Origin of the sequence: Rheinheimera metallidurans (genome assembly GCF_036983985.1) — a bacterium.
GTDB classification, from domain to species: Bacteria; Pseudomonadota; Gammaproteobacteria; order Enterobacterales; family Alteromonadaceae; genus Alishewanella; species Alishewanella metallidurans.
This window is the reverse complement of the sequence record NZ_JALAHQ010000002.1, coordinates 507,358-526,656: the sequence shown is the minus strand read 5'-3', so window position 1 is coordinate 526,656 and position 19,299 is coordinate 507,358. Positions and strand designations below refer to the sequence as shown.

At 45.6% G+C, this 19,299-nt stretch carries 18 protein-coding genes; 12 read left to right on the top strand and 6 right to left on the bottom strand.

All coding sequences use genetic code 11. The annotated features are described in order from the left end of the window. Positions 1-55 precede the first annotated feature (55 nt). On the top strand, positions 56-1,348 hold the full coding sequence (locus MN199_RS07825; protein ID WP_335738992.1) for an ATP-binding protein: 1,293 nt from the start codon (positions 56-58) through the stop codon (positions 1,346-1,348). Continuing rightward, positions 1,341-1,868 (top strand): response regulator transcription factor, encoded by a 528-nt coding sequence (locus tag MN199_RS07820; protein ID WP_335738991.1) that lies wholly within the window; start codon positions 1,341-1,343, stop codon positions 1,866-1,868. Before MN199_RS07825 ends, MN199_RS07820 begins: the two co-directional genes overlap by 8 nt. 6 nt (positions 1,869-1,874) lie before the next feature. Here MN199_RS07820 and MN199_RS07815 read toward each other — a convergent pair whose 3' ends face one another. Both MN199_RS07815 and wecA read right to left on the bottom strand, forming a co-directional pair. Then, positions 1,875-3,044: a polysaccharide pyruvyl transferase family protein gene (locus MN199_RS07815; RefSeq protein ID WP_335738990.1), complete on the bottom strand. Its 1,170-nt coding sequence runs from the start codon at positions 3,042-3,044 to the stop codon at positions 1,875-1,877. A 76-nt stretch (positions 3,045-3,120) separates the two neighbouring features. Next, positions 3,121-4,197, bottom strand: coding sequence for a UDP-N-acetylglucosamine--undecaprenyl-phosphate N-acetylglucosaminephosphotransferase (gene wecA / locus MN199_RS07810; RefSeq protein ID WP_335738989.1), 1,077 nt, complete (start codon positions 4,195-4,197; stop codon positions 3,121-3,123). 250 nt (positions 4,198-4,447) lie between these two features. On the opposite strand from wecA, the gene MN199_RS07805 reads away from it, so the two are divergent. From MN199_RS07805 to MN199_RS07780, 6 genes are read left to right on the top strand one after another with little or no spacing between them, the layout of a single operon-like run. Continuing rightward, entirely contained in the window at positions 4,448-5,425 is a 978-nt protein-coding gene (locus MN199_RS07805) for a glycosyltransferase family 4 protein (protein WP_335738988.1), read from the top strand. Beyond that, complete coding sequence (locus MN199_RS07800; RefSeq protein WP_418338079.1) at positions 5,422-6,168, top strand: WecB/TagA/CpsF family glycosyltransferase; 747 nt, start codon at positions 5,422-5,424, stop codon at positions 6,166-6,168. The genes MN199_RS07805 and MN199_RS07800 overlap by 4 nt, the downstream gene beginning before the upstream one ends. A gap of 18 nt (positions 6,169-6,186) precedes the next feature. Beyond that, the gene (locus MN199_RS07795) at positions 6,187-7,086 is read left to right on the top strand and encodes a glycosyltransferase (protein WP_132584072.1); all 900 of its coding nucleotides are present in this window, start codon (positions 6,187-6,189) and stop codon (positions 7,084-7,086) included. Further along, entirely contained in the window at positions 7,086-8,378 is a 1,293-nt protein-coding gene (locus MN199_RS07790) for an O-antigen ligase family protein (protein ID WP_335738987.1), read from the top strand. The genes MN199_RS07795 and MN199_RS07790 overlap by 1 nt, the downstream gene beginning before the upstream one ends. Next, positions 8,375-9,082 carry a YdcF family protein gene (locus tag MN199_RS07785; RefSeq protein ID WP_132584068.1) on the top strand — a complete coding sequence of 236 codons (708 nt, stop codon included), beginning with the start codon at positions 8,375-8,377 and terminating at the stop codon, positions 9,080-9,082. The genes MN199_RS07790 and MN199_RS07785 overlap by 4 nt, the downstream gene beginning before the upstream one ends. Before the next feature lie 18 nt (positions 9,083-9,100). Then, positions 9,101-10,840 carry an ABC transporter transmembrane domain-containing protein gene (locus MN199_RS07780; protein ID WP_335738986.1) on the top strand — a complete coding sequence of 580 codons (1,740 nt, stop codon included), beginning with the start codon at positions 9,101-9,103 and terminating at the stop codon, positions 10,838-10,840. 73 nt (positions 10,841-10,913) lie between these two features. Here the strand turns inward: MN199_RS07780 and ytfE are convergent, their stop codons facing one another. After that, the gene (gene ytfE, locus MN199_RS07775) at positions 10,914-11,609 is read right to left on the bottom strand and encodes an iron-sulfur cluster repair protein YtfE (RefSeq protein WP_132584064.1); all 696 of its coding nucleotides are present in this window, start codon (positions 11,607-11,609) and stop codon (positions 10,914-10,916) included. A 170-nt stretch (positions 11,610-11,779) separates the two neighbouring features. Here ytfE and norR point away from each other — a divergent pair, with 170 nt between their 5' ends. From norR to moeB, 3 genes are read left to right on the top strand one after another with little or no spacing between them, the layout of a single operon-like run. Further along, positions 11,780-13,318 carry a nitric oxide reductase transcriptional regulator NorR gene (gene norR, locus MN199_RS07770; protein WP_335738985.1) on the top strand — a complete coding sequence of 513 codons (1,539 nt, stop codon included), beginning with the start codon at positions 11,780-11,782 and terminating at the stop codon, positions 13,316-13,318. Beyond that, the gene (locus tag MN199_RS07765) at positions 13,318-13,704 is read left to right on the top strand and encodes a YbaN family protein (protein WP_132584060.1); all 387 of its coding nucleotides are present in this window, start codon (positions 13,318-13,320) and stop codon (positions 13,702-13,704) included. The genes norR and MN199_RS07765 overlap by 1 nt, the downstream gene beginning before the upstream one ends. Beyond that, a complete protein-coding gene (moeB, locus tag MN199_RS07760; RefSeq protein ID WP_335738984.1) occupies positions 13,697-14,452 on the top strand; it encodes a molybdopterin-synthase adenylyltransferase MoeB in 756 nt (251 codons plus the stop codon). The genes MN199_RS07765 and moeB overlap by 8 nt, the downstream gene beginning before the upstream one ends. On the opposite strand, the gene MN199_RS07755 is transcribed toward moeB, so the two are convergent. The 3 genes from MN199_RS07755 to MN199_RS07745 form a co-directional block, all read right to left on the bottom strand. Beyond that, positions 14,449-14,832 carry a putative zinc-binding protein gene (locus tag MN199_RS07755; protein ID WP_132584056.1) on the bottom strand — a complete coding sequence of 128 codons (384 nt, stop codon included), beginning with the start codon at positions 14,830-14,832 and terminating at the stop codon, positions 14,449-14,451. The two genes, moeB and MN199_RS07755, sit on opposite strands and share 4 nt — an antisense overlap. 128 nt (positions 14,833-14,960) lie before the next feature. After that, positions 14,961-16,163, bottom strand: coding sequence for an NnrS family protein (locus tag MN199_RS07750; protein WP_335738983.1), 1,203 nt, complete (start codon positions 16,161-16,163; stop codon positions 14,961-14,963). Continuing rightward, positions 16,163-17,479: an MFS transporter gene (locus MN199_RS07745; protein WP_335738982.1), complete on the bottom strand. Its 1,317-nt coding sequence runs from the start codon at positions 17,477-17,479 to the stop codon at positions 16,163-16,165. Before MN199_RS07745 ends, MN199_RS07750 begins: the two co-directional genes overlap by 1 nt. Before the next feature lie 300 nt (positions 17,480-17,779). Here MN199_RS07745 and MN199_RS07740 point away from each other — a divergent pair, with 300 nt between their 5' ends. After that, complete coding sequence (locus MN199_RS07740) at positions 17,780-19,273, top strand: NarK family nitrate/nitrite MFS transporter (RefSeq protein WP_335738981.1); 1,494 nt, start codon at positions 17,780-17,782, stop codon at positions 19,271-19,273. Positions 19,274-19,299 lie beyond the last annotated feature (26 nt).

The window sequence follows — 19,299 nt, the reverse complement described above, 5'->3', positions numbered from 1 at the left end:
AGTCTGCTCTGACATTTTGCAACGGCTGCTTTGGCAGCCGCTTTTTTAAAAAATTATGGCCATACAACCTATAGTGCGAGCTGAATTATCACCGTCGTTGCAAATTAATCGCCTAAGCCGGTTGCGCTGGGGGCTGATAGGCTTTGAGCTACTTTTTGCGGTGTTAGGTTTTAGCAGCGCATTTTTAGTCGTGAGTTGGCCATTAATTTTTGTCCTATTGCTTACACATAGTGCGACCAATTTATTGCTGCACTATTTGCGTGACGCTAAACATTATTCTTCGGTTATTTTCATTGGTAGCTGCATTACCGATCTGGTGTTGTTAAGTTGTTTACTGGCGTTGTCGGGCGGCACCAGTAACGGTTTAGTGGCGTTATTGCTGTTACCTGTTGCTATTGGTAGTGTGTTATTGCCAGTACGTATTAGTTATTTACTCGCTTTGCTGGCGGTTATTGCCTACACATTATTATTGCAACTAGGCGATATGACGGCAATTACACATACAATACTTGAATCGCACCAACACAGTGCGCTAGCGCCCGATAATGAACAGCATTTTAGCCAGCATATGCTACAAATGTGGTGGGCATTTACGCTATCTGCCGCGATGATTAGCTGGTTTGTTAGTACCCAAGCCCAGCTTATTCGTACTAAAGCTCGGCAAATTGCCGTGTTACAGCAACAACAATTACAACAAGAACAAGCCATTGCCGTGGCGACCTATGCTGCAAATGCGGCACATGATTTAGCTGGGCCTATTCAAATAATGGCGCTACTTGCCGACGAACTAGAGCAACCCGCCGATGTGGTCGTTGAGCTGCGCCAGCAACTCGATCGCTGTCAGCATATAGTGCAAACTCTTAGAGTTAACGCCAGAGATATTCGTCGTGTTGAAAACCGTCAGCCGCTTACTGAACTGATTAAGCAAAGCATTAGTCATTGGTTAACCAGTCGGCCGGAAGTGCAACTGAGTATTAATGAGCCGTTGCATGGGAATGACATTATATTGTCGGGTATGGCTAGCTTGCCGGCTGCCATTTATAACATTTTAAATAACGCGGCTGACGCCAGTTTAGCGCAAGGTAACGCGCAGCTTGAATTAACACTGCAACAGCAGTATCAACAAATAGTGCTAAGTATTCGTGATTTTGGTGAAGGTTTATCTGATGCGCGTTTAGCTGAACTAGGGCATATACCGCAGCCAAGCACGCAAGGTTTAGGTTTAGGCCAGTACTTAGCTAACCTGACCATTGAAAGTCTAGGCGGGGAAATTACCCGTAGTAACTTGCCCGAAGGTGGCATGCTTACTCAGATCATCTTTACCAGTGTAAAGGTAAAATATGACTGATTTGCCTAAGCTATGTATTGTTGATGACGACATTGCTTTAACCCAGGTATTGGCGCGGCGTTTAACGGCAAACGATTATAGTGTGGTTGTGTTTACTGAACCTGTTACTGAGCAGCAATTAATACACACCAATGCACACTGCTTTTTGTTAGACATGCGTTTTGCCGCACAGTCGGGCTTACATTTTGTTGCGCCGTTGCGTCAAGCCTTACCGCAAGCACGTATTGTTATGTTAACTGGGTTTGCCAGTATCGCCAGTGCGGTGCAGGCCATTAAGTTAGGTGCAGATGACTTTCTCACTAAACCGGTCGATTTTAGCACCTTGTTGCAAAGCTTAGCGGGTGAAAACACGTTAACAACAGAGCAAGAAACTACGTTAATGTTAAGCCCAGAACAGGTTGAATGGGAACATATTCAGCGAGTATTACAACAGCACGAAGGGAATGTATCGCAAACTGCGCGTTTGCTTGGCATGCACCGGCGCACGTTGCAGCGTAAACTGCAAAAGCGCCGGCCTTAGTTGCTGTTAGTGTGTTTTACTAACAGCTTGATATAACTTCTGCCACATTTGTTGGTTTTGCTGTTTTAACGCTGCGGCTTTAACTTTTATTTCACTGGCCAGTTCGACTTTGTGGGTTAATAGCTGCTCTAGCGCCGTAAGTAAGCTTTGCTCTGTTAGTTCGGCAACACAATATTCGCCCATACCAAAATCGCTCATCATCGCGTGATATTTATGGCTCCAACTGGTAGCAATGCAAGGTACGCCTTGGCTTAGTGCATTTACTGCACCATGAAACCGCGAACTAATAGCCAGCTCGGCTTTACCAATAAACGCTTTAACCGCTAGCGGATCTTCTATTTGCACTATAGTGCAGGGCGCTTTGGCAGCAATTTCGTCACATAACAGCGCGTCTTCTTTGCCTTCATGGTTTACCAGCACACATTGCATACCTTGTGCGCTTAGTTTATTCGCTGCGCCGGCAAAGGCATTAATATAATTACTGCGTAGTTGTTCAGCATTGGCGTGGTTAAACTTAGACACCACTTTATTATTGGGAATAAGTGCAGCATAAGGCTGCGTTATTGCCGGTATTTCATCATTGGCGCGCGCGGTTAAACCTACAGTGAAATCAGGCGTTAACACTACAGTATCGGGTAGGGTGCCAACACAGCCTTTTACGTGTTCTAGAGATACTGGATCGCGCACAAATACCAGTGTGGCATGGTTAACAATGTCGCGCATCGCCGCTTTACTGGCTTCGCTTTTAAACGGGCCAAAAGCTTGGGGCATAAAAATAAACGGCTTACCGGCTTTAGCAAAACGCACTACTTCTTTGGCGGTGTTTTGTAAAAAACGCAGTGGCCACTGATCACCATAGGCAAAGCCACTGGCTTCGAGTGCTAAATCTATTTGCTGCTCGGTTACCATGCCGTAGCGATTAAATAGGCGTTGCATTGCGCTTGGTAACTTACCAATCACTGCCGTTAAATCTAAGCCGCCACGGCGAAACGACAGCTTTTGCCAAGCGCCTAAGCGGGCGCGTTCTGGATAGGGCAAGTTAGGGCCGGGTGATAGCACCAGTTCAATCGGGTGCGGCAGTTGCTTTAAGCCATCAAGGCAGGCCAGTAACATTAAATAGGCGCCTTTATTGCGAAACTGAACACCTTTAATTTCGACGTAAAACGGTTTGCTCATAAGTAACCTTTAGCTAGGTGAAGTGGATTTAAGAGTAAGTATTTGAGGTTGATTAAAATTTTCTTAATTATTTTCACTACTTAATAACCCTAGGAAATTTGTGCTGTAGCCGTTGTCTACGAACGTGCGAAATAATACGCCAGATGTTTTGTAGCAAATATAAATAACCGGTAAATACCAGTAAAAATAGCAGCAACATAACGATATCGGGTACTAATAAATACTCACCAATAATGCCAATACAGGCAAAAATACTAGCCAAAGCGGTTATTAATGCTAATGATTCACGCGAGCTTAGGCCTAAACGCAGCGAAATATGGTGCAAATGCTCACGGTCGGCTTGAAATGGCGACTGACCTTTGCGGATGCGGCGTACCATTATCGCTATCATATCCATTAGTGGAATGGCAATGATCCACAGTGCCGTCACTGGACGAAAGCTGGCGCTTTCACTTTGGGTGCCAACAATAAGCAACCAAATTACACTTAACCCAATCAGCATACTGCCGGCATCACCGAGAAAAATACGTTTACCGGGTATTAAATTTAAATTGCAGGCTAAATAAGGCAGCATTGCCAGCACAATCACCATAGCGAACATGGCATGTAAAGGCTGCCCCCACAATGCCATAAAAATCGCGATAGCGCTAAAACTGACTAAGCTTAGCATGCCGGCTAAGCCGTCGATGCCATCGGTCATGTTAAAAGCGTTAATTGCGGCAATAACTGCAACCAGCGTAATAGGCAAACCCAGCACGCCTAGCTCTACTTGGCCCATACCAAATAAATTACCTAAGCTGGCAAGATGTAAATCTAGACTGTAGGTCATGGCTAAACCGACTAAGGTTTGTACCGCTAAACGCAGCTTTACGCTTAAATCTAGGTAGTCATCAAAGGCACCTAAAATAACAATAACACCGGCGCAGGCTAAGTAATATAGTGGCTCAACGCTGGAGTCGGCAAATAAAAGCATAGCTACACAAAGGCCGCAGTAGGTAGCAATGCCGCCAATTAACGGCACCGCACCTTGATGTTGTTTACGGCCACGCGGAACATCAACTAAGCCGACGCGCACCGATAATGGATATAATAGCCAGATGGCGGCGCAGGCCGCGAAAAAAGCGCTGATAGCGAAAAGTAAGTGTGTTGGCATTTACCGATCCGGTTGTTAACAAGTGTTAGTGTTTATTCAGCCAAGCGTCAGCTGAAATCGGTTATTACTATAGTTCAGGGTTTAATACGCAAAGCGATATAAACTAAGTGTTTTTTTATCAAGCAACAAGTATTGTACACAGTCTGTCAGGCTGTCAGGGTGAAAGTTCAGCGTGCAAAGCATAAATAATAATATCTTGATTGTGAGCAACATGGGGCCCAAGCCATCTTCACCGTTTCAGGGGAAGTTTGTGCATAACCAAGTGTGGGCCCTTGCGGCGCTTCATCCTAGTTATCATTATATGCGCTGGCACAGTGACTCTTTGCTGAACAAGTTATTGAAATACCCTGTTTTTATACTCGATTTTATTTGGCGTTATATGCTTAGTCGGCGTCGTTTTGATATTGTACATGTACATTTTTATTATCCGACGATTTGGCTAGCATTATTGTATAAAGCACTGCGTAACCCTAAAGTTAAAATTGTTGTTACCTGTCATGGCAGTGATATTTATAAATATCAACCACCAGGCAAGTTGTATACGTGGTGTGCAACCAAGGTTGACCAGTGGATTTTCGCCAGTAAAGCCTTGGCGCAACATTTTAGTTTGCCAGTAAAACAGGCTCAGGTGTTACCTGCTGGCATTAGCGAGTTGTTTCGTGTGGTTGAACCTGTATCTTGGCAGGACAAAACGATTGATGTTTTATATGTAGGTAGCCTAGATCAGAATAAAGGCATGGACCGCTTATTAGCTTTATTGCCGGTAGTAAAAGATAAGAAAGTAGTCATTGCCGGTTCTGGGCCGTGGTTGGAAAAATTACAGCTTGCAGCGCAGCAGTTTCCTAATGTGTTGGTGGTTGGGCCAAAAGATAGCGCAGCGTTAAAAGAGCTATATCGGCAAGCGCGGTGTTTTATTAGTTTATCGCGCCATGAAGCCTTTGGTTTAGTCATGGCAGAGGCAATGGCCTGTTATACGCCAGTGATTGCCAGCCAAACGGATGGCAGTGCTGAGCAATTAGTTAGCGGTGTTAACGGCGTACTTATAAGCCAACAAGGCGACGAAGTCACAGTAATTAACCGGTTTTCATACGCGTTAGAGCAGTTTTTTCAGCAAACGCCACAGCAGTATCACACTATGCAACTGCATAGTCGCACCAGTGCGGAGCAGTATTTGCTAGGTCAGGTAGTTAACGAATTACAACAGATATATCAGAGAGTTGTGTTATGAACCAAGCGGTAGCAGAATTACAGCAACCTATTGCTGAAGTGAAAATTGGCCCAGTAATGGTATCGGCATTTGCCGATATGCAGCAATTAATGGAATTTATTATTCGCCCTGATGGTAGCGTTTATGCCGGTTCAGCTATTGCGATAAACCCTGAGAAAGTGCTCACGGCGATGCGTAGCCCTGATATTGAAGCGGTAATTAACGCGGCTGATATCCGCTATGCCGATGGTATTGGTGTAGTAAAGGTAATGCGTAAGCGTTTAAAGAAAAACGTACAGCGTATTCCGGGGTGTGAGCTTTGGCAGCAGTTGGTAAAGCGCGCGGCACAATTTAAGGTGCCAGTATTTATTGTTGGTGCCAAACCGGACGTAAATCAGCAAACGGCAGAAAAACTGCGTGCAGAACAGGTCAATTTAGTCGGCGCCGTAGATGGCTACTTTAAAGATGAAGCAGAACTTATTGCGCAAATAAAGCAAAGTGGCGCGCGTTTTGTCAGCATAGCTATGGGCTCACCTAAACAAGAACTGCTGATCCAGCGTATTCGAACGCAACACCCAAATTGTTTTTATATGGGTGTTGGTGGTACTTATGATGTTTATACCGGTAATGTAAAACGGGCACCAGAACTGTGGTGTAAGCTTAATTTAGAATGGGCCTACCGCTTGTTGTCTCAGCCCAGCCGTATTGGCCGGCAATTAGGTTTACTACGATATTTGTGGTGGTACTGGACTGGCAAAATTTAATGTCACGGATGAAATGATATGACTCAGCAAAACTTACCTTTGATCAGCGTTTACATGCCAACCTTTAACCGAGTGAATATGGCTATTCGCGCGATTGAATCGGTATTAGCACAAGATTACCCGAATATAGAGCTATTGGTGGTGGACGATGCGTCAACCGACGATACTTGGCAGGTACTGACTAATAAATATATTAATGACGAGCGCCTACGCTTTTTTCGTCAGAGTACTGGTCAAGGCGCCTGTGCTGCCCGTAATCGAGCAATTGAACAGGCTAAAGGCGATTTTGTTACTGGCATTGACGACGACGATGAGTTTTTACCTAATCGTTTAACCAGTTTATATCAGGCCTATGATGACAAATATAGCTGCGTCTGCTCGGGCTATATTTGGGATTACGGCACGGTACAAAAGCAACTGTTTGCGACAAGAGAAGTGGTTAGTTTGCCACAATTGCTTGATTTACATAGCTTATCTAATCAAGCTTTAGTGCGGCGCGAGCGTATGATGCAACTTGGCGGTTTTGATGTGTCGTTAGCGGCGTTTCAAGACTATGACATGTGGGTGCGTGTGGTGCTAGGTTTTGGCCCTGCGCTGCGTATTGCCGAGCCGACGTATAAAGTTAATGTTGGCCATGAACTAGGTCGCATTACTAATTCACCAAAGCGTTTAGATGCACATAAGCAGTTTGTGTCGAAACACCGAGCTTTAATGAATGAGCGTAATTTACATAACCAAATGTTTTATCGCCAAAGTATGGAGCATATTCCGCTTAGTTTTATGCAGCTGATAAATAGCACACGTTTTGGCTTAGTAAAGCTAAAGTGGCGTTACTATATAAAACATAAGCTTGGTGTGCTTAGTCGCTGGCGTATTAAAATGTTTAGTAAAGGCGTTAGTGGGCTATTTAAAAAATAATGCCAATTCATTTCGTGTCTAACTGGCAGCGCAACAGTGATGCGCTGCTGCTGCGTATTATTCCGCTGTTTCTATTAGTTGACTGCGTCAATGGCGCATTACTGCAATATACCGGTAGCAGTTTTGCCTTAGCCAGTATTTATAAATTACTACTGTTAAGCTTAATGACGGTTTCGTTAGTAGCACAAAAGCCAAAGCTCGTGTCTGGTTTAGCGCTGTTGTTGGTTTTGCTGCTAATCGGCCCAGGGTTACATTGGTCAGCGCTACCAATGCGCTGGATACAGGCTGATTTACAGTTAGCGCTAAAAATCATTAGTCCGTTACTGGCGTTTGCTTATTTGTCGGCGTTGTCACAGCGCATGCCAGAACACTGTCGGTTATTGTGCCAACGCAGTTTGTATTTTTCCGCCTTAGTCTTGTTAGTGAACATATTGGCTGGGCTGGCTGGTTTGGGTTTTAATGCTTACCAACCGCTAGAGGGCGTAGCGCAATCGTTTTTGGGTATTAAAGGTTTTTTCTACTCAACCAACGAGCTATCCGCAGTGCTATTGGTGCTATCTGCGGCCGTGCTGGCGCTCAGTTGGCCCCAACACAAACCACGTTATCTCATCATTAGCTTATTAGCCGTGGCGGCAGCGGCACTTATGCTCACTAAAACCGGCCTCTTTGGTGTCTTAGTGTTGGTGTTATTTGTTCCGCTGCTGTTGCAGCCTGCGCCATTTTGGCAGCAAAAGCGGCTTGGCTTGCTAGCAGGAGCAGTAGTTCTGGCGTTAGTGTTATTACTGGTATGGCTTAATGGCGAATATTTGCTTCGTAGCCTAGGTATCTACGACAAGTTAACGTTTGTTTACCACCAGCGCGGCATTAGCGGCATCTTGCTGTCATCACGCGATTATTATGCCGGCAAAATTTGGCAAACTACCAGCCAACATTATAGCGAATGGCAGCGCTATCTTGGCGTTGGTCAGGGTGGAGTAGGTTTGTATCTTAAAAAATACTTTGCTGAATTAGACTGGTTTGACTTACTGATATTTCATGGTTTACCCGGATTATTCGCCTTCTTACTCACCTTTAGCCTATTTATTCGTCGTAGCTGGCAAGCTCGGGCGAGCGGTATGGCTCGTTGTTTAATCTTGCTTAACGTTTTGTTATTAACCGTCTCCTCGGTAGTGGGGCATATTATGACATCCGGTATGCTCTGGCTGCCTTGGGCGTTAACCGCGGTATTGCTATTGCAACCGGATAAGCTTGGCGTTAGCCATCATTTACGCCAACAGAAGGAGAGCGCGTGAAAGATTTTTTTGAACCGTTTTTATATCCACATAATCTTACGTTGTTAGGCTTGGTGGCTGCCTATATCTGCTATCGTAAGAAAGGTTTGCTGGTGTTGTTATTGTTTTATTATTTAAGTGGTAATAATTTTATTGCTAATCAATTTCGTAGCCTTTATGTCGGCCAAACGGTTAGCCATGCTATAGCACCTGGCAGTGCAGTGGTATTATTGGGCTGCGGTGGCACAGACGATAAATTAACGGCCTGCGCTAGTGCGCGTATACAACATTTGGCCGAATTATTACCAGCAGAGGGCGCAAGCGTACTGATGACCAGTAAGCATTGTAAGCCGTATTTAAATAAGCTGAAGTCGTTAATTGAACATAAACAAGTTGCGGTAGACTGTATTGATGGCGGCGAAAATACTTATCAAGAATTTAATAGCCTAGCGGCAAGAACTGAATTGAAACCCGATTATATTGTTACTAGCGATTTTCATGCGTGGCGGGTAAATCAGCTGGTTAAACAACACAATATGCACAGCAAGGTGTTATCGACGTCCAGCCAAACCTTTCGCGAGCTAAACTGTAACGGTAATTGTATGTTTACCGTCAACCTGTCTAACTTTGATTTTTATAGCAAGCTGATCTCTGAGTTCTCTAGCTTTGCCGTATATTCACTGACCTATAGCTGGACAGACTGGTATATTCCCGACACCGAATAAACAAAGGACACCTAATTAATGTCGCAACCAAAGGTATTGCCCTGGATTGTTGGCTTTTTACAGCCGTATCGTAAACGTGTGTTGCTGGCATTACTGTTTTTACTGATTGGTTCGCTTGGCTGGCTGGCGCTGGGACAGGGCGTGCGCATGTTGGTCGATGACGGCTTTGTTGCCAATAATACCGATAAGCTAAACCAAATTACCGTTGCTATCTTGTTGCTGTGTTTACTTTCTTCCGCCGCTATTTTCTGCCGATTTTACTTAATGAGCTGGCTAGGTGAGCGGGTTAGCGCCGATATTCGTAATAAGCTATATCAGCATATGTTAAAGCTCTCGCCAACGTTTTATAGCCAAATGCGCACGGGCGAAGTCATTTCGCGTTTTACCGCCGATACCACATTATTACAAAGTGTGGTTGGCTCAAGTTTATCTATGGCCTTGCGCTCGGCTGTTACCGCAGTGGGTGGCTTGGTTATGATGGCATTAACTAGTTTTAAAATGACCGGTTTGGTGCTGTTGGCTGTGCCTTTAGTACTGCTGCCGATTATTATTCTTGGCCGTAAGGTGCGTAAATTGTCGCGTGCCAGTCAAGATAGGCTAGCCGATGTTGGTGCGTACGTTGATGAAAGCATACACGAAATTCATACCGTGCAATCATACGGCCACGAACCACGTGATCAACAGCTGTTTGCTGGGCGTATTGAGCAAGTAATGCAGGCAGCAGAAGGGCGGATTTTATATCGTGCCATGCTTATTGCTGGCGTTATGTTGCTAAGTATTAGCGCCATGGTATTAATTAGCTGGGTCGGCGCACGAGATGTGATGCACGGTAACGTTACGGCCGGTCAGCTTACGGCTTTTATGTTTTATGCGGTGATGGTGGCAGGTGCAGCCGCGACCATCAGCGAGGTAATTGGCGACATTCAACGGGCGGCGGGTGCCGCCGATCGCCTAATTGAGTTAGTCAGTGCACCGGTAGACATTGGCTCACCAGCGCAGCCAGTATCACTTAGCTTGCCGGTGCAAGGGAATATTCGTTTGCAGCAACTTAGCTTTGCTTACCCACAAGTAGCAGATAGAACCGTGCTGCATCAGCTTAATTTAACGATACAACGCGGTGAGCGGGTAGCATTAGTTGGCCCCAGCGGCGCGGGTAAAACCACGTTATTTCAATTATTGCAGCGTTTTTATTTACCTAGTTCAGGGCAAATTTTACTCGATGATACCGATATCAGCTTATTAGATTTAGCCACGCTACGGGCACAATTTGCTTTGGTACCACAAGACTCGGTTATTTTTGCCAGCTCTGTGTTAGAAAACGTGCGTTATGGCCGGCCCGATGCTACTGAAGCTGAAGTGCGCCAAGCCTGTATTGCTGCGCGCGCTGATGAGTTTATTCAGGAGTTTAGCGCCGGTTATGCCACCGAGCTAGGTGAGCGTGGTGTACGGTTATCGGGTGGACAAAAGCAGCGTATTGCTATTGCCAGAGCCATACTAGCCGACCGACCTGTGTTGCTGTTAGATGAAGCCACCAGCGCATTAGATGCGTTAAGCGAGCTGCAGGTTAAACAAGCGCTAGATCATCTGATGCAGGGTAAAACCACATTAATTATTGCCCATCGCTTAGCGACAGTGATTAACGCCGATCGTATTTTGTTATTAGATAAAGGCCAGATTATTGCCAGCGGCACCCACCAAGAGCTAATGCAAACTAGCGAGCTGTATAGCGAGTTAGCCAAACTGCAATTATTAAGTTAATAAGCGGACCTAAACAGTGGAATAAACCTGTGTTAATGCTTAAGCACTAACACAGGTTAGATACGGCTAAAAACTACTGACAACCACCGCAGCACACACCACCTTCGCCGTGCGCTTTGGCTTTAGGTTGCACAAACAAAATTTCGTTTTCTAATAAAATGTGCTGCATTAAATCTTCTTTAAGCTCTTTTAAACCAATGTATAACGCCGTCCAAGTATTACATGCGTGTGCTGGCAGCGTAATGTTGTTAGTTAATAGCTCAAGTTTTTCTAACGCATCACCGTGCTGTATATGTTCTTCTTCCATTACGCTTATCGGGCCAGCAGGATAAATACCGCCAGCTAGCATTGGAAACAAAATTTGTTCTTCTTTCATCATATGGCTTTCTAATTCTTGATACATATCATCAAGGTGATCAGTTAAACCGGTAGGGCAACTTGGGTCATCACCGTGCACATGCTCAACCCGACGCGCTAAGCGGCTAAGCTCTGGTAACTGTAAACGATGACGTTGATGAAAACGTTCTAAAATATGCGTTATTAACTCTTTAGTTGGTGCTTTGCGCCAATCGGTAAACTGAACTGGCTGTAAAGTTAATGCGGTTAAGGCATTAACAATATCTTGTTCTGGCAGGCCTTTTTTCGCTAATGCGTCGCGTAAGCTGTGCTGGCCACCACAACAAAAATCTAATTTATGCTGATGAAATACCGCTGTGGCACCGGCTACTGATGTGGCAATTTGGCCTAAAGACTGATCTAATAATTGCATACTAACTCCTGCATACTTAACGAAATATTCCGCGTCCTGCACGCGACTACAGTTAAAGAGCAAGAGTCAGGCCAAAACTACCACCTTTGATTTATATAGCTTTATTATGTGTCATGGTACATTACACCCACTCAATTTCGGGTTTAATGTACCCAAAGGTAAAAACTACCATGCTGGAAGAGATTTTAGTTGTTGATTTGGTAACAGATTTACCAGCAGCAGTTAGGTTGCAGCGTTTGGTAACCACGCTATGCAACCATTTTACGTGCGGTGCGGTTGGCTTATTAAAGCTAGAACATGATGTGTTAAAGCCAGTGGCTATGTATGGTTTAGTGCGTGATGCGTTGGGCCGACGTTTTACGGTGGCTGAACACCCAAGGTTGGCGGCAATATTAGCCAGTCGCAATCCGGTGCGGTTTGAACCTGACTCTGAATTGCCGGATCCGTACGATGGCTTGCTGGCAGAAAAGCCTGGCCACGCCTTGCCGGTGCATGATTGCATGGGCATTTCGTTATACATAGAAGGCCGTTGCTGGGGCGTACTAACTTTAGACGCGTTACAAGCTGGCAGCTTTTCCGAAGCGACACTATTTGAACTACAACGTTTTAGCTTATTTGTTGAAGCGGCGGTGCGTATTACTGAGCTAGAGCAAGCTAACCGTGCGCTAAGATTAAACCATCAAAATGGTAGTCAGCAATTTGAACCTGCGGCACAGCAGCGTTATGAGCTAATAGGACAAAGCAAAGTATTGCAGCAAATTCTGCAAGAGCTAACGGTGGTGGCCACCTCAGATTTGCCGGTGTTATTGCTGGGTGAAACTGGCGTAGGTAAAGAACTGTTTGCACGGCATTTACATCGTAGTTCGTCACGCTCGGGTAAACCACTTATTTACATTAACTGTGCGGCCTTGCCAGAAAGCTTGGCTGAAAGTGAATTATTTGGTCATAACAAGGGCGCATTTTCTGGTGCCCATACTGAACGCGCTGGTCGGTTTGAAGCCGCCGATGGCGGCACCTTGTTTTTAGATGAAGTAGGTGAGTTACCACTGGGTGTGCAAGCTAAGCTGTTACGGGTACTGCAAAATGGTGAAATACAACGCTTGGGTTCAGATAAACCACGCCAGGTAAACGTGCGTTTGGTGGCGGCAACAAACCGCGATTTAAAACAACAGGTCAAGCAGGGCGAGTTTCGTGCTGACTTGTATCATCGCTTATCCGTATATCCGCTGCCTATTCCACCTCTGCGGGAGCGGCGCGACGATATCCCGTTATTAGCGGGACACTTTCTTGAGCAAAACAGGGGTCGTTTAGGCTTACGCGCGCTGCGTTTATCGCCAGAAGCCGAATTAGCGTTACTCAGTTACGATTGGCCGGGTAATGTGCGAGAGCTAGAGCATGTTATTAGCCGCGCGGCGATAAAAGCTTTAAGCCAAGGCGTGGCGCGCACAGATATTGTTACTCTAGGTGCGGAGCTGCTTGATATTGATAGCGTAACTGCTGCTGTGCTGCATAGCGCGCAAAATGCGCAAAACGTATTAGCTAGCAATAACTTAGCAATTCCACTTAAGTTAGCAGTAAGCCAGCTGCAACGGCAAATGATAGAAACGGCATTACAACAAAATAAGGGCAGTTGGTCGCAAGCCGCACGACAGCTAGAGTTAGATCCCAGTAACCTGCATAAATTAGCCCAGCGGCTGGGTTTAAAATAATGTGGCAGTTTACACGAGTGTTAGCATGGCGAACACTGGCTATTGTTAGCCTAATACTGGGGTTAATTGGTATACCTTTACCGGGTTTGCCCACGGTACCTTTTGTATTATTAAGTGCTTGGGCCGCCGGCAAAGGCTGGCCAGCATTAGAGCAAAAGCTATTAGCTCATCCCACACTTGGCCCACCAATACAACAATGGCGAGCGCACGGTATCGTGTCGCGGCGCGCTAAATATCTGGCCAGCATAATGATGGCATTAAGTGCCATAATGCTCCAGTTTTCGGCCGCGCCTTGGGGCATGAAGCTGGCATTGCCGTTATTTTTACTTGCCGTAGCAGTATGGCTATGGTGCCGACCCGAACAGATAGAGCAAAACCATGACTGATATTTTAACCCCTGCGCAGGCGATGCGTTACAGCCGACAACTGATGCTGCCGGCGCTAGATTTTCACGGCCAAGAAGCACTATTAGCCAGCAAGGTGCTTGTTATCGGCATGGGCGGCTTGGGCTGTGCCGCAGCCCCCTATTTGGTGGCGTCGGGTGTCGGCAATATTACACTGGTTGATGATGACAATATTGATAGCTCAAACTTGCAGCGGCAAATTTTATATAGTGAAACCGATATTGGTTTGGCAAAAGTTGAGCAAGCGCGACAACGTTTAACCACATTGAACAGTGGCATTACATTAACAGCAATCAATAAACGCCTAACGGCAGAGGACTTGTTAACGCTAATACCGCAGTTTTCTTTGGTATTAGATTGCAGCGACAATTTAGCCACCCGCAATGCCATTAATGCGGCCTGTGTGGTCGCTAAAGTACCGCTGGTATCAGGCGCAGCCATTCGTCTGGAAGGCCAAGTTGCTAGCTTTAGCATGAATGGCGAACAAGCCTGTTATCACTGTTTAAGTCAGTTATTTGGTGAACAGCAACTGAGTTGTATGGAAGCCGGAATTTTAAGCCCCGTCGTAGGCATAGTTGGCACTATGCAAGCGCTTGAAGCCGTAAAAATACTGGCAAAACTAGGTAACCCGTTGTTTGGCAAGCTACAACTGTTCGATGCCATGCACAGCCAGTGGCGGCAATTTAATTTAGCTAAAGATCCTGCTTGCAGTGTGTGTGCTCAGGTTTAATTAGGGTTCGCCATCGGCGCTAAAATATCTTGGTGTACCATTTTCATTAGCGCATAGGTTTCGGCTAAACCGCAGTCTTCACGCTCGCGTTTTTTATACCCTAACGACGTTAATTCAAGATGCCAGGTTGGCACTACATCTATTGTTGCGAGTGTTTTTTTAACGCAGTTTAAAGCACAACCATCCACGGCTAGAATCGGCCGCCCAGATTTAGCCAACTTAACCAGTTGTTTAACGTTACCGCCGATACCCGCAATGCAAGACATCTCGGCTGAGCCTTCACGGTCTAGTACTACGGCCAGATCATTAGCTAGCTGCGCTACATTAGAGCAACCAGAGCATGAATAAACCAAGGGTTTGTGGTGCTGTTCGGTGTTCATACTGAATTCCATGCAATATAACGATGAATTTCAGTGTAAAGCCGCTACAGGCTAGCGGCTTGATATAAATCAAAGCGCAGTAGTGTTTACCTCTTCATAGGTAAGCTACTGCGTTTTGTCTTGTCGGCTTAACCCGGACGACCATCGGGTCTTGGTGTCGTCAGCACTGGAAAATACACTATCACATACAAGGTATAGGCGGTTACCCAGCCAATAGCCGCTAACCATAACCATTGCATGGTTTGCTCTGGCCAAAAGCCAATCAGCACGGTGCGGCTAATGGCGGCAATAATAACTAAGATAAACGCCAGCGACATAATAGTTTTAGGTTTTAATACTCGGCCACTGTGGCCTAATGATACCCGCGCCATCATCGATAGAATCATTGAACCCATAGCGCCGGCAGTCAGGGTATGCAGCGCTATGCTATTGCTAATATTAACGCCAGCATAACGTGCACTGTATAAGGCTAAGCCAATCGGAATACACCAATAGGCAATATGTAACGACCAAAGTAATGGCACCTTAACGGTGAGCCAAAATTTCCAGCGAAAACAGCGTATCGCAGTAAAAATGGCACTAATAGCAAACAAGATACTGATTGCCAAACTAGGTAAGCGTGTCGCTATGTTTAAAAAGTGCAGCGCAAAAATAAGCCATAACGAAGTTAGTGCAATGCGGTCAACCCAAATTATGGCTTCCGCTTTTTTCGTTTGTGTGCCATTAGCGGTAAACATTGGCAGCACGCGGCCACCGACAATTGCCATTAACAAGGTAATTAACCACACCGCGTTTTGGCTGCCCAGTTGCTGAATGTCATAACGGTTGTACGCCACGCCGATATACATTAACGCGTTACATGCGGTGATTAGTAATAATACCGGTATAAAAAACAGGTTACGTTTTTGCCCAGTTTTAACTAGCGGTATCGCGAGTAAAACGGCGGATAACGGTAAAAATAGTAGGTCAACGCCAGCCACTAACCATAGTGGTAAGCCGGCGCCAAATAACAGCAACAACCTAGCGCTAAACCACAGTGCAACAATAACGAAGAGTGTTTTACCGTGAGTGGCGCGCAGGCCACTCCAGTTTTGCACTGCTGTAAGTAAAAAGCCTACGATGATGGCACTAACAAAGCCAAAGATCATTTCATGGCTATGCCAAAACATTACGTCACGAAATGGCGTTAACTGAATATTGCCAGTGAGCGCTAATACCCAAAGTAATATAGCAATGGCGCTAAAAGCTGCGCCAAATAAAAACATGGGTCTAAACGCCTGACGCAGCAGCGGTGATAGCTTTTGCTCAGTGGCTAGATCGGTGATTTGCATTAGTCATCCTCGTCCAGTAAAAAATTATGTTCGCGAGCGCGGTGTAGCTTATATTGATAGCGCGCAGCCTGATTAGCAAAAAACATGGTAATCATGCACAGCGCTAACACGCCATACAAAATCATAAAGCAGCCGGTAACAATACCGAGAATATCTTGTGCCATACCAAACAATATTGGCAGCGTGCAGCCACCTAGTGCACCAATGGCACCAACAAAGCCACCAGCACTACCCATATGGCGCGGATAATAATCATGTAATACTTTATATACGCTAGCTCGGCCAAGCCCTTGGGCTACGCCAATAATAAAAATAAGTAGCGTAAACCACCAGACATTCATTGAAATTTCTAGTTGCACGTCCTTTTCTACACCGTGGATCACTAAAGTAGTGGGGGGATAACTCAAGAAAAACAAACAGACAATGCATACCCAGAATACGCCCCAGTTTACCGCACGGCCGCCGTAGCGATCGGCAAACCAGCCACCTAGTGCGCGTATCATACTGGAGGTAGCAACAAAAAACAGCGTAAATGCCATTGCTTGCGGCTCAGTCATTTGATACGCCTGCATATAATACTGCGGTAGCCACAACAGTAGGGCTAAAAAACTACCAAATACAAAGTAATAATACAGGCCAAAACGCCAAATTCTGGCATCGCTAACTAATTGCTTTAAGTTTAATGCCGAAGCGTTAGGCTGTGCGGTTGTGGCGCGATAGGCTAGGGGTAAGGTTGGCGCTAGTACGAAAAACAGTAGTGCAATAAAAGCTAAACCCACTGCGTATATGGGGCCAATCCAGTTCCAGCCAGCATAATGTTGTATTAATGGCACTAAAATAAAGGTAAGTGCTACACCGGCATTACCCACACCAAATAACCCCAGTGCTAAGCCTTGCCGGTCTGAACTAAACCAGTCTGAGACATAGCGTATACCCAGCGTAAACGCGCCGCCGCTAATACCAAACCATAAACCCAAGCATAAATAGCCGCTGTAACTGCTAATTTGTGGCAGCAATGCTAAAGCCGGTAATACGGCGAGCATTAAATAGCCCCATAAGTTTCGTGCGCGGTAGCGGTCGGCCATTAGCCCCAGCGGAATGCGAAACAGCGCGCCACTTAATATCGGTGTGGCTAATAAAATGCCGTACTCCGTTGCCGATAGTGTCAATTGCTGACGCAGTGTTAAGCCCATTACTGCGTATAACGTCCAAACCGAAAAGCAGGCTGCAAACGCCAAAGTTGCCATAAGCAATGCACGCCGCGCACCGTTAAGCGTGGCTTGGGGCAGAGTATTGGCCGGTGCAGAAAGAAGCATAGTTGGCTCCTACAGTGTAAGTGGTTTTATTCTAACGCCTAAACGCAGTAGCGCAGCAGCTTCTAAGGGTGTACCTCTAACGCGCAATTTACTAAACGTCAGTGTTTTTAACTATCACTTTATGGGTAGCGGCTGGCGATTAACTGTGGCTGTACGTTAGGTTATTGCTTACCAAATTAGTGGTATCTGCCTATTTTTATTAATAAAAGTGATGTTGTGGCTTTGTTTTGCATCAATGATTTCGGCTTATTTAGTCTTTACACTTGCTAAAGTTTATTTAGGTATCCGTAGGAGGATATTATGGGCACTGCAGCTTCTGGGCAAGATAATGGTGGCATAAAGCTACTAAACTTTGCCGAGCAAAAAATCAAAATGTTACACCTTACTTGGTTTGCATTCTTTTTAACCTTTGTTATCTGGTTTGCCCATGCGCCTTTACTTATTCATATTAAAGAAGCGTTAGCCTTAACCGATGCGCAAATTAAAGCCCTGCTTATTTTAAACGTGGCCATGACTATTCCGGCGCGTATTGTGGTGGGAATGCTGGTTGACCGTTACGGCCCACGTATTATTTATACCGTGGTACTATTTATATCCGCGTTGCTGTGTATTGGTTTTGCCTTTGCGCAAACCTATGCGGCACTTGCGATGTTCCGTTTTTTACTTGGCTTTGTCGGTGCTGGTTTTGTTATCGGCATTCGCTTGGTGGGGGAGTGGTTTCCGCATCATCAAGTAGGTACGGCTGAAGGTATCTATGGTGGCTGGGGTAACTTTGGTTCGGCCGCTGCTGCGATGACACTACCTGCATTAGCACTGACCTTTGGTGGCGAAGATGGCTGGCGCTATGCTATTGCGTCTGTTGGTGTGATCAGTGCCGTTTACGCCTTAGTTTTCTACTATTTTGCCCGCAATACGCCCAAGGGGTCGGTATATTTTAAACCGAAAAAAACCGGTGCTATGGTAGTAACTAGCTGGCGCGATCTGTATTTGCTTATGCTAATGAATATTCCTATGCATTTAGCATTAGGCATGTTGGCGTGGCGCTTATCACCTTCTGGCGTAAATTTGTTTTCTATTAATATGATGTATGCATTGTGGGCGTTACTGGCCGTTTTGCTTGTACTGCAAACACAGCAAACATGGCGCATTAACGCCGAGCATTTACGCACTGGCGTACCCGAGGCAGATAAATACAGCTTTAAACAAGTTGCCATACTTAACGTGGCCTATTTTGCTACCTTTGGCTCTGAGCTAGCGGTAGTGTCAATGTTGCCGCTGTATTTCTTAGAAACCTTTGAAGGCTTAACCGCTATTGAAGCGGGTTTATTGGCATCGGGTTTTGCCTTTATGAATTTAGTTTCACGACCAATGGGCGGCTGGTTTTCTGATAAATTTGGCCGACGCAAAAGTATGTTAATTTTAATTGCTGGTTTGGCATCGGGCTATTTTGTGATGGGTTTAATGGACAGCCATTGGTGGATCCCACTAGCGGTATTTGCCACTATGGCTTGTAGCTTCTTTGTGCAAGCCGGTGAAGGCGCGGTATTTGCTATAGTGCCACTGATTAAACGCAGCATGACCGGCCAAATTGCCGGTATGGCCGGTGCTTATGGTAACGTTGGTGCGGTAATTTATTTAACGGTGTTAAGTTACGTGAGCTACAGTAACTTTTTCTATGTTATTGCAGCTTCAGCACTGGTAGGGCTATTTGCGGTAATGTTTTTAGACGACCCCAAAGGTCATATTACTGAAATTGGTGAAGACGGCACGGTGCACCGTATTAGTGTCGGCTAAATCAGTATGGCATAAATAAAGTCCCG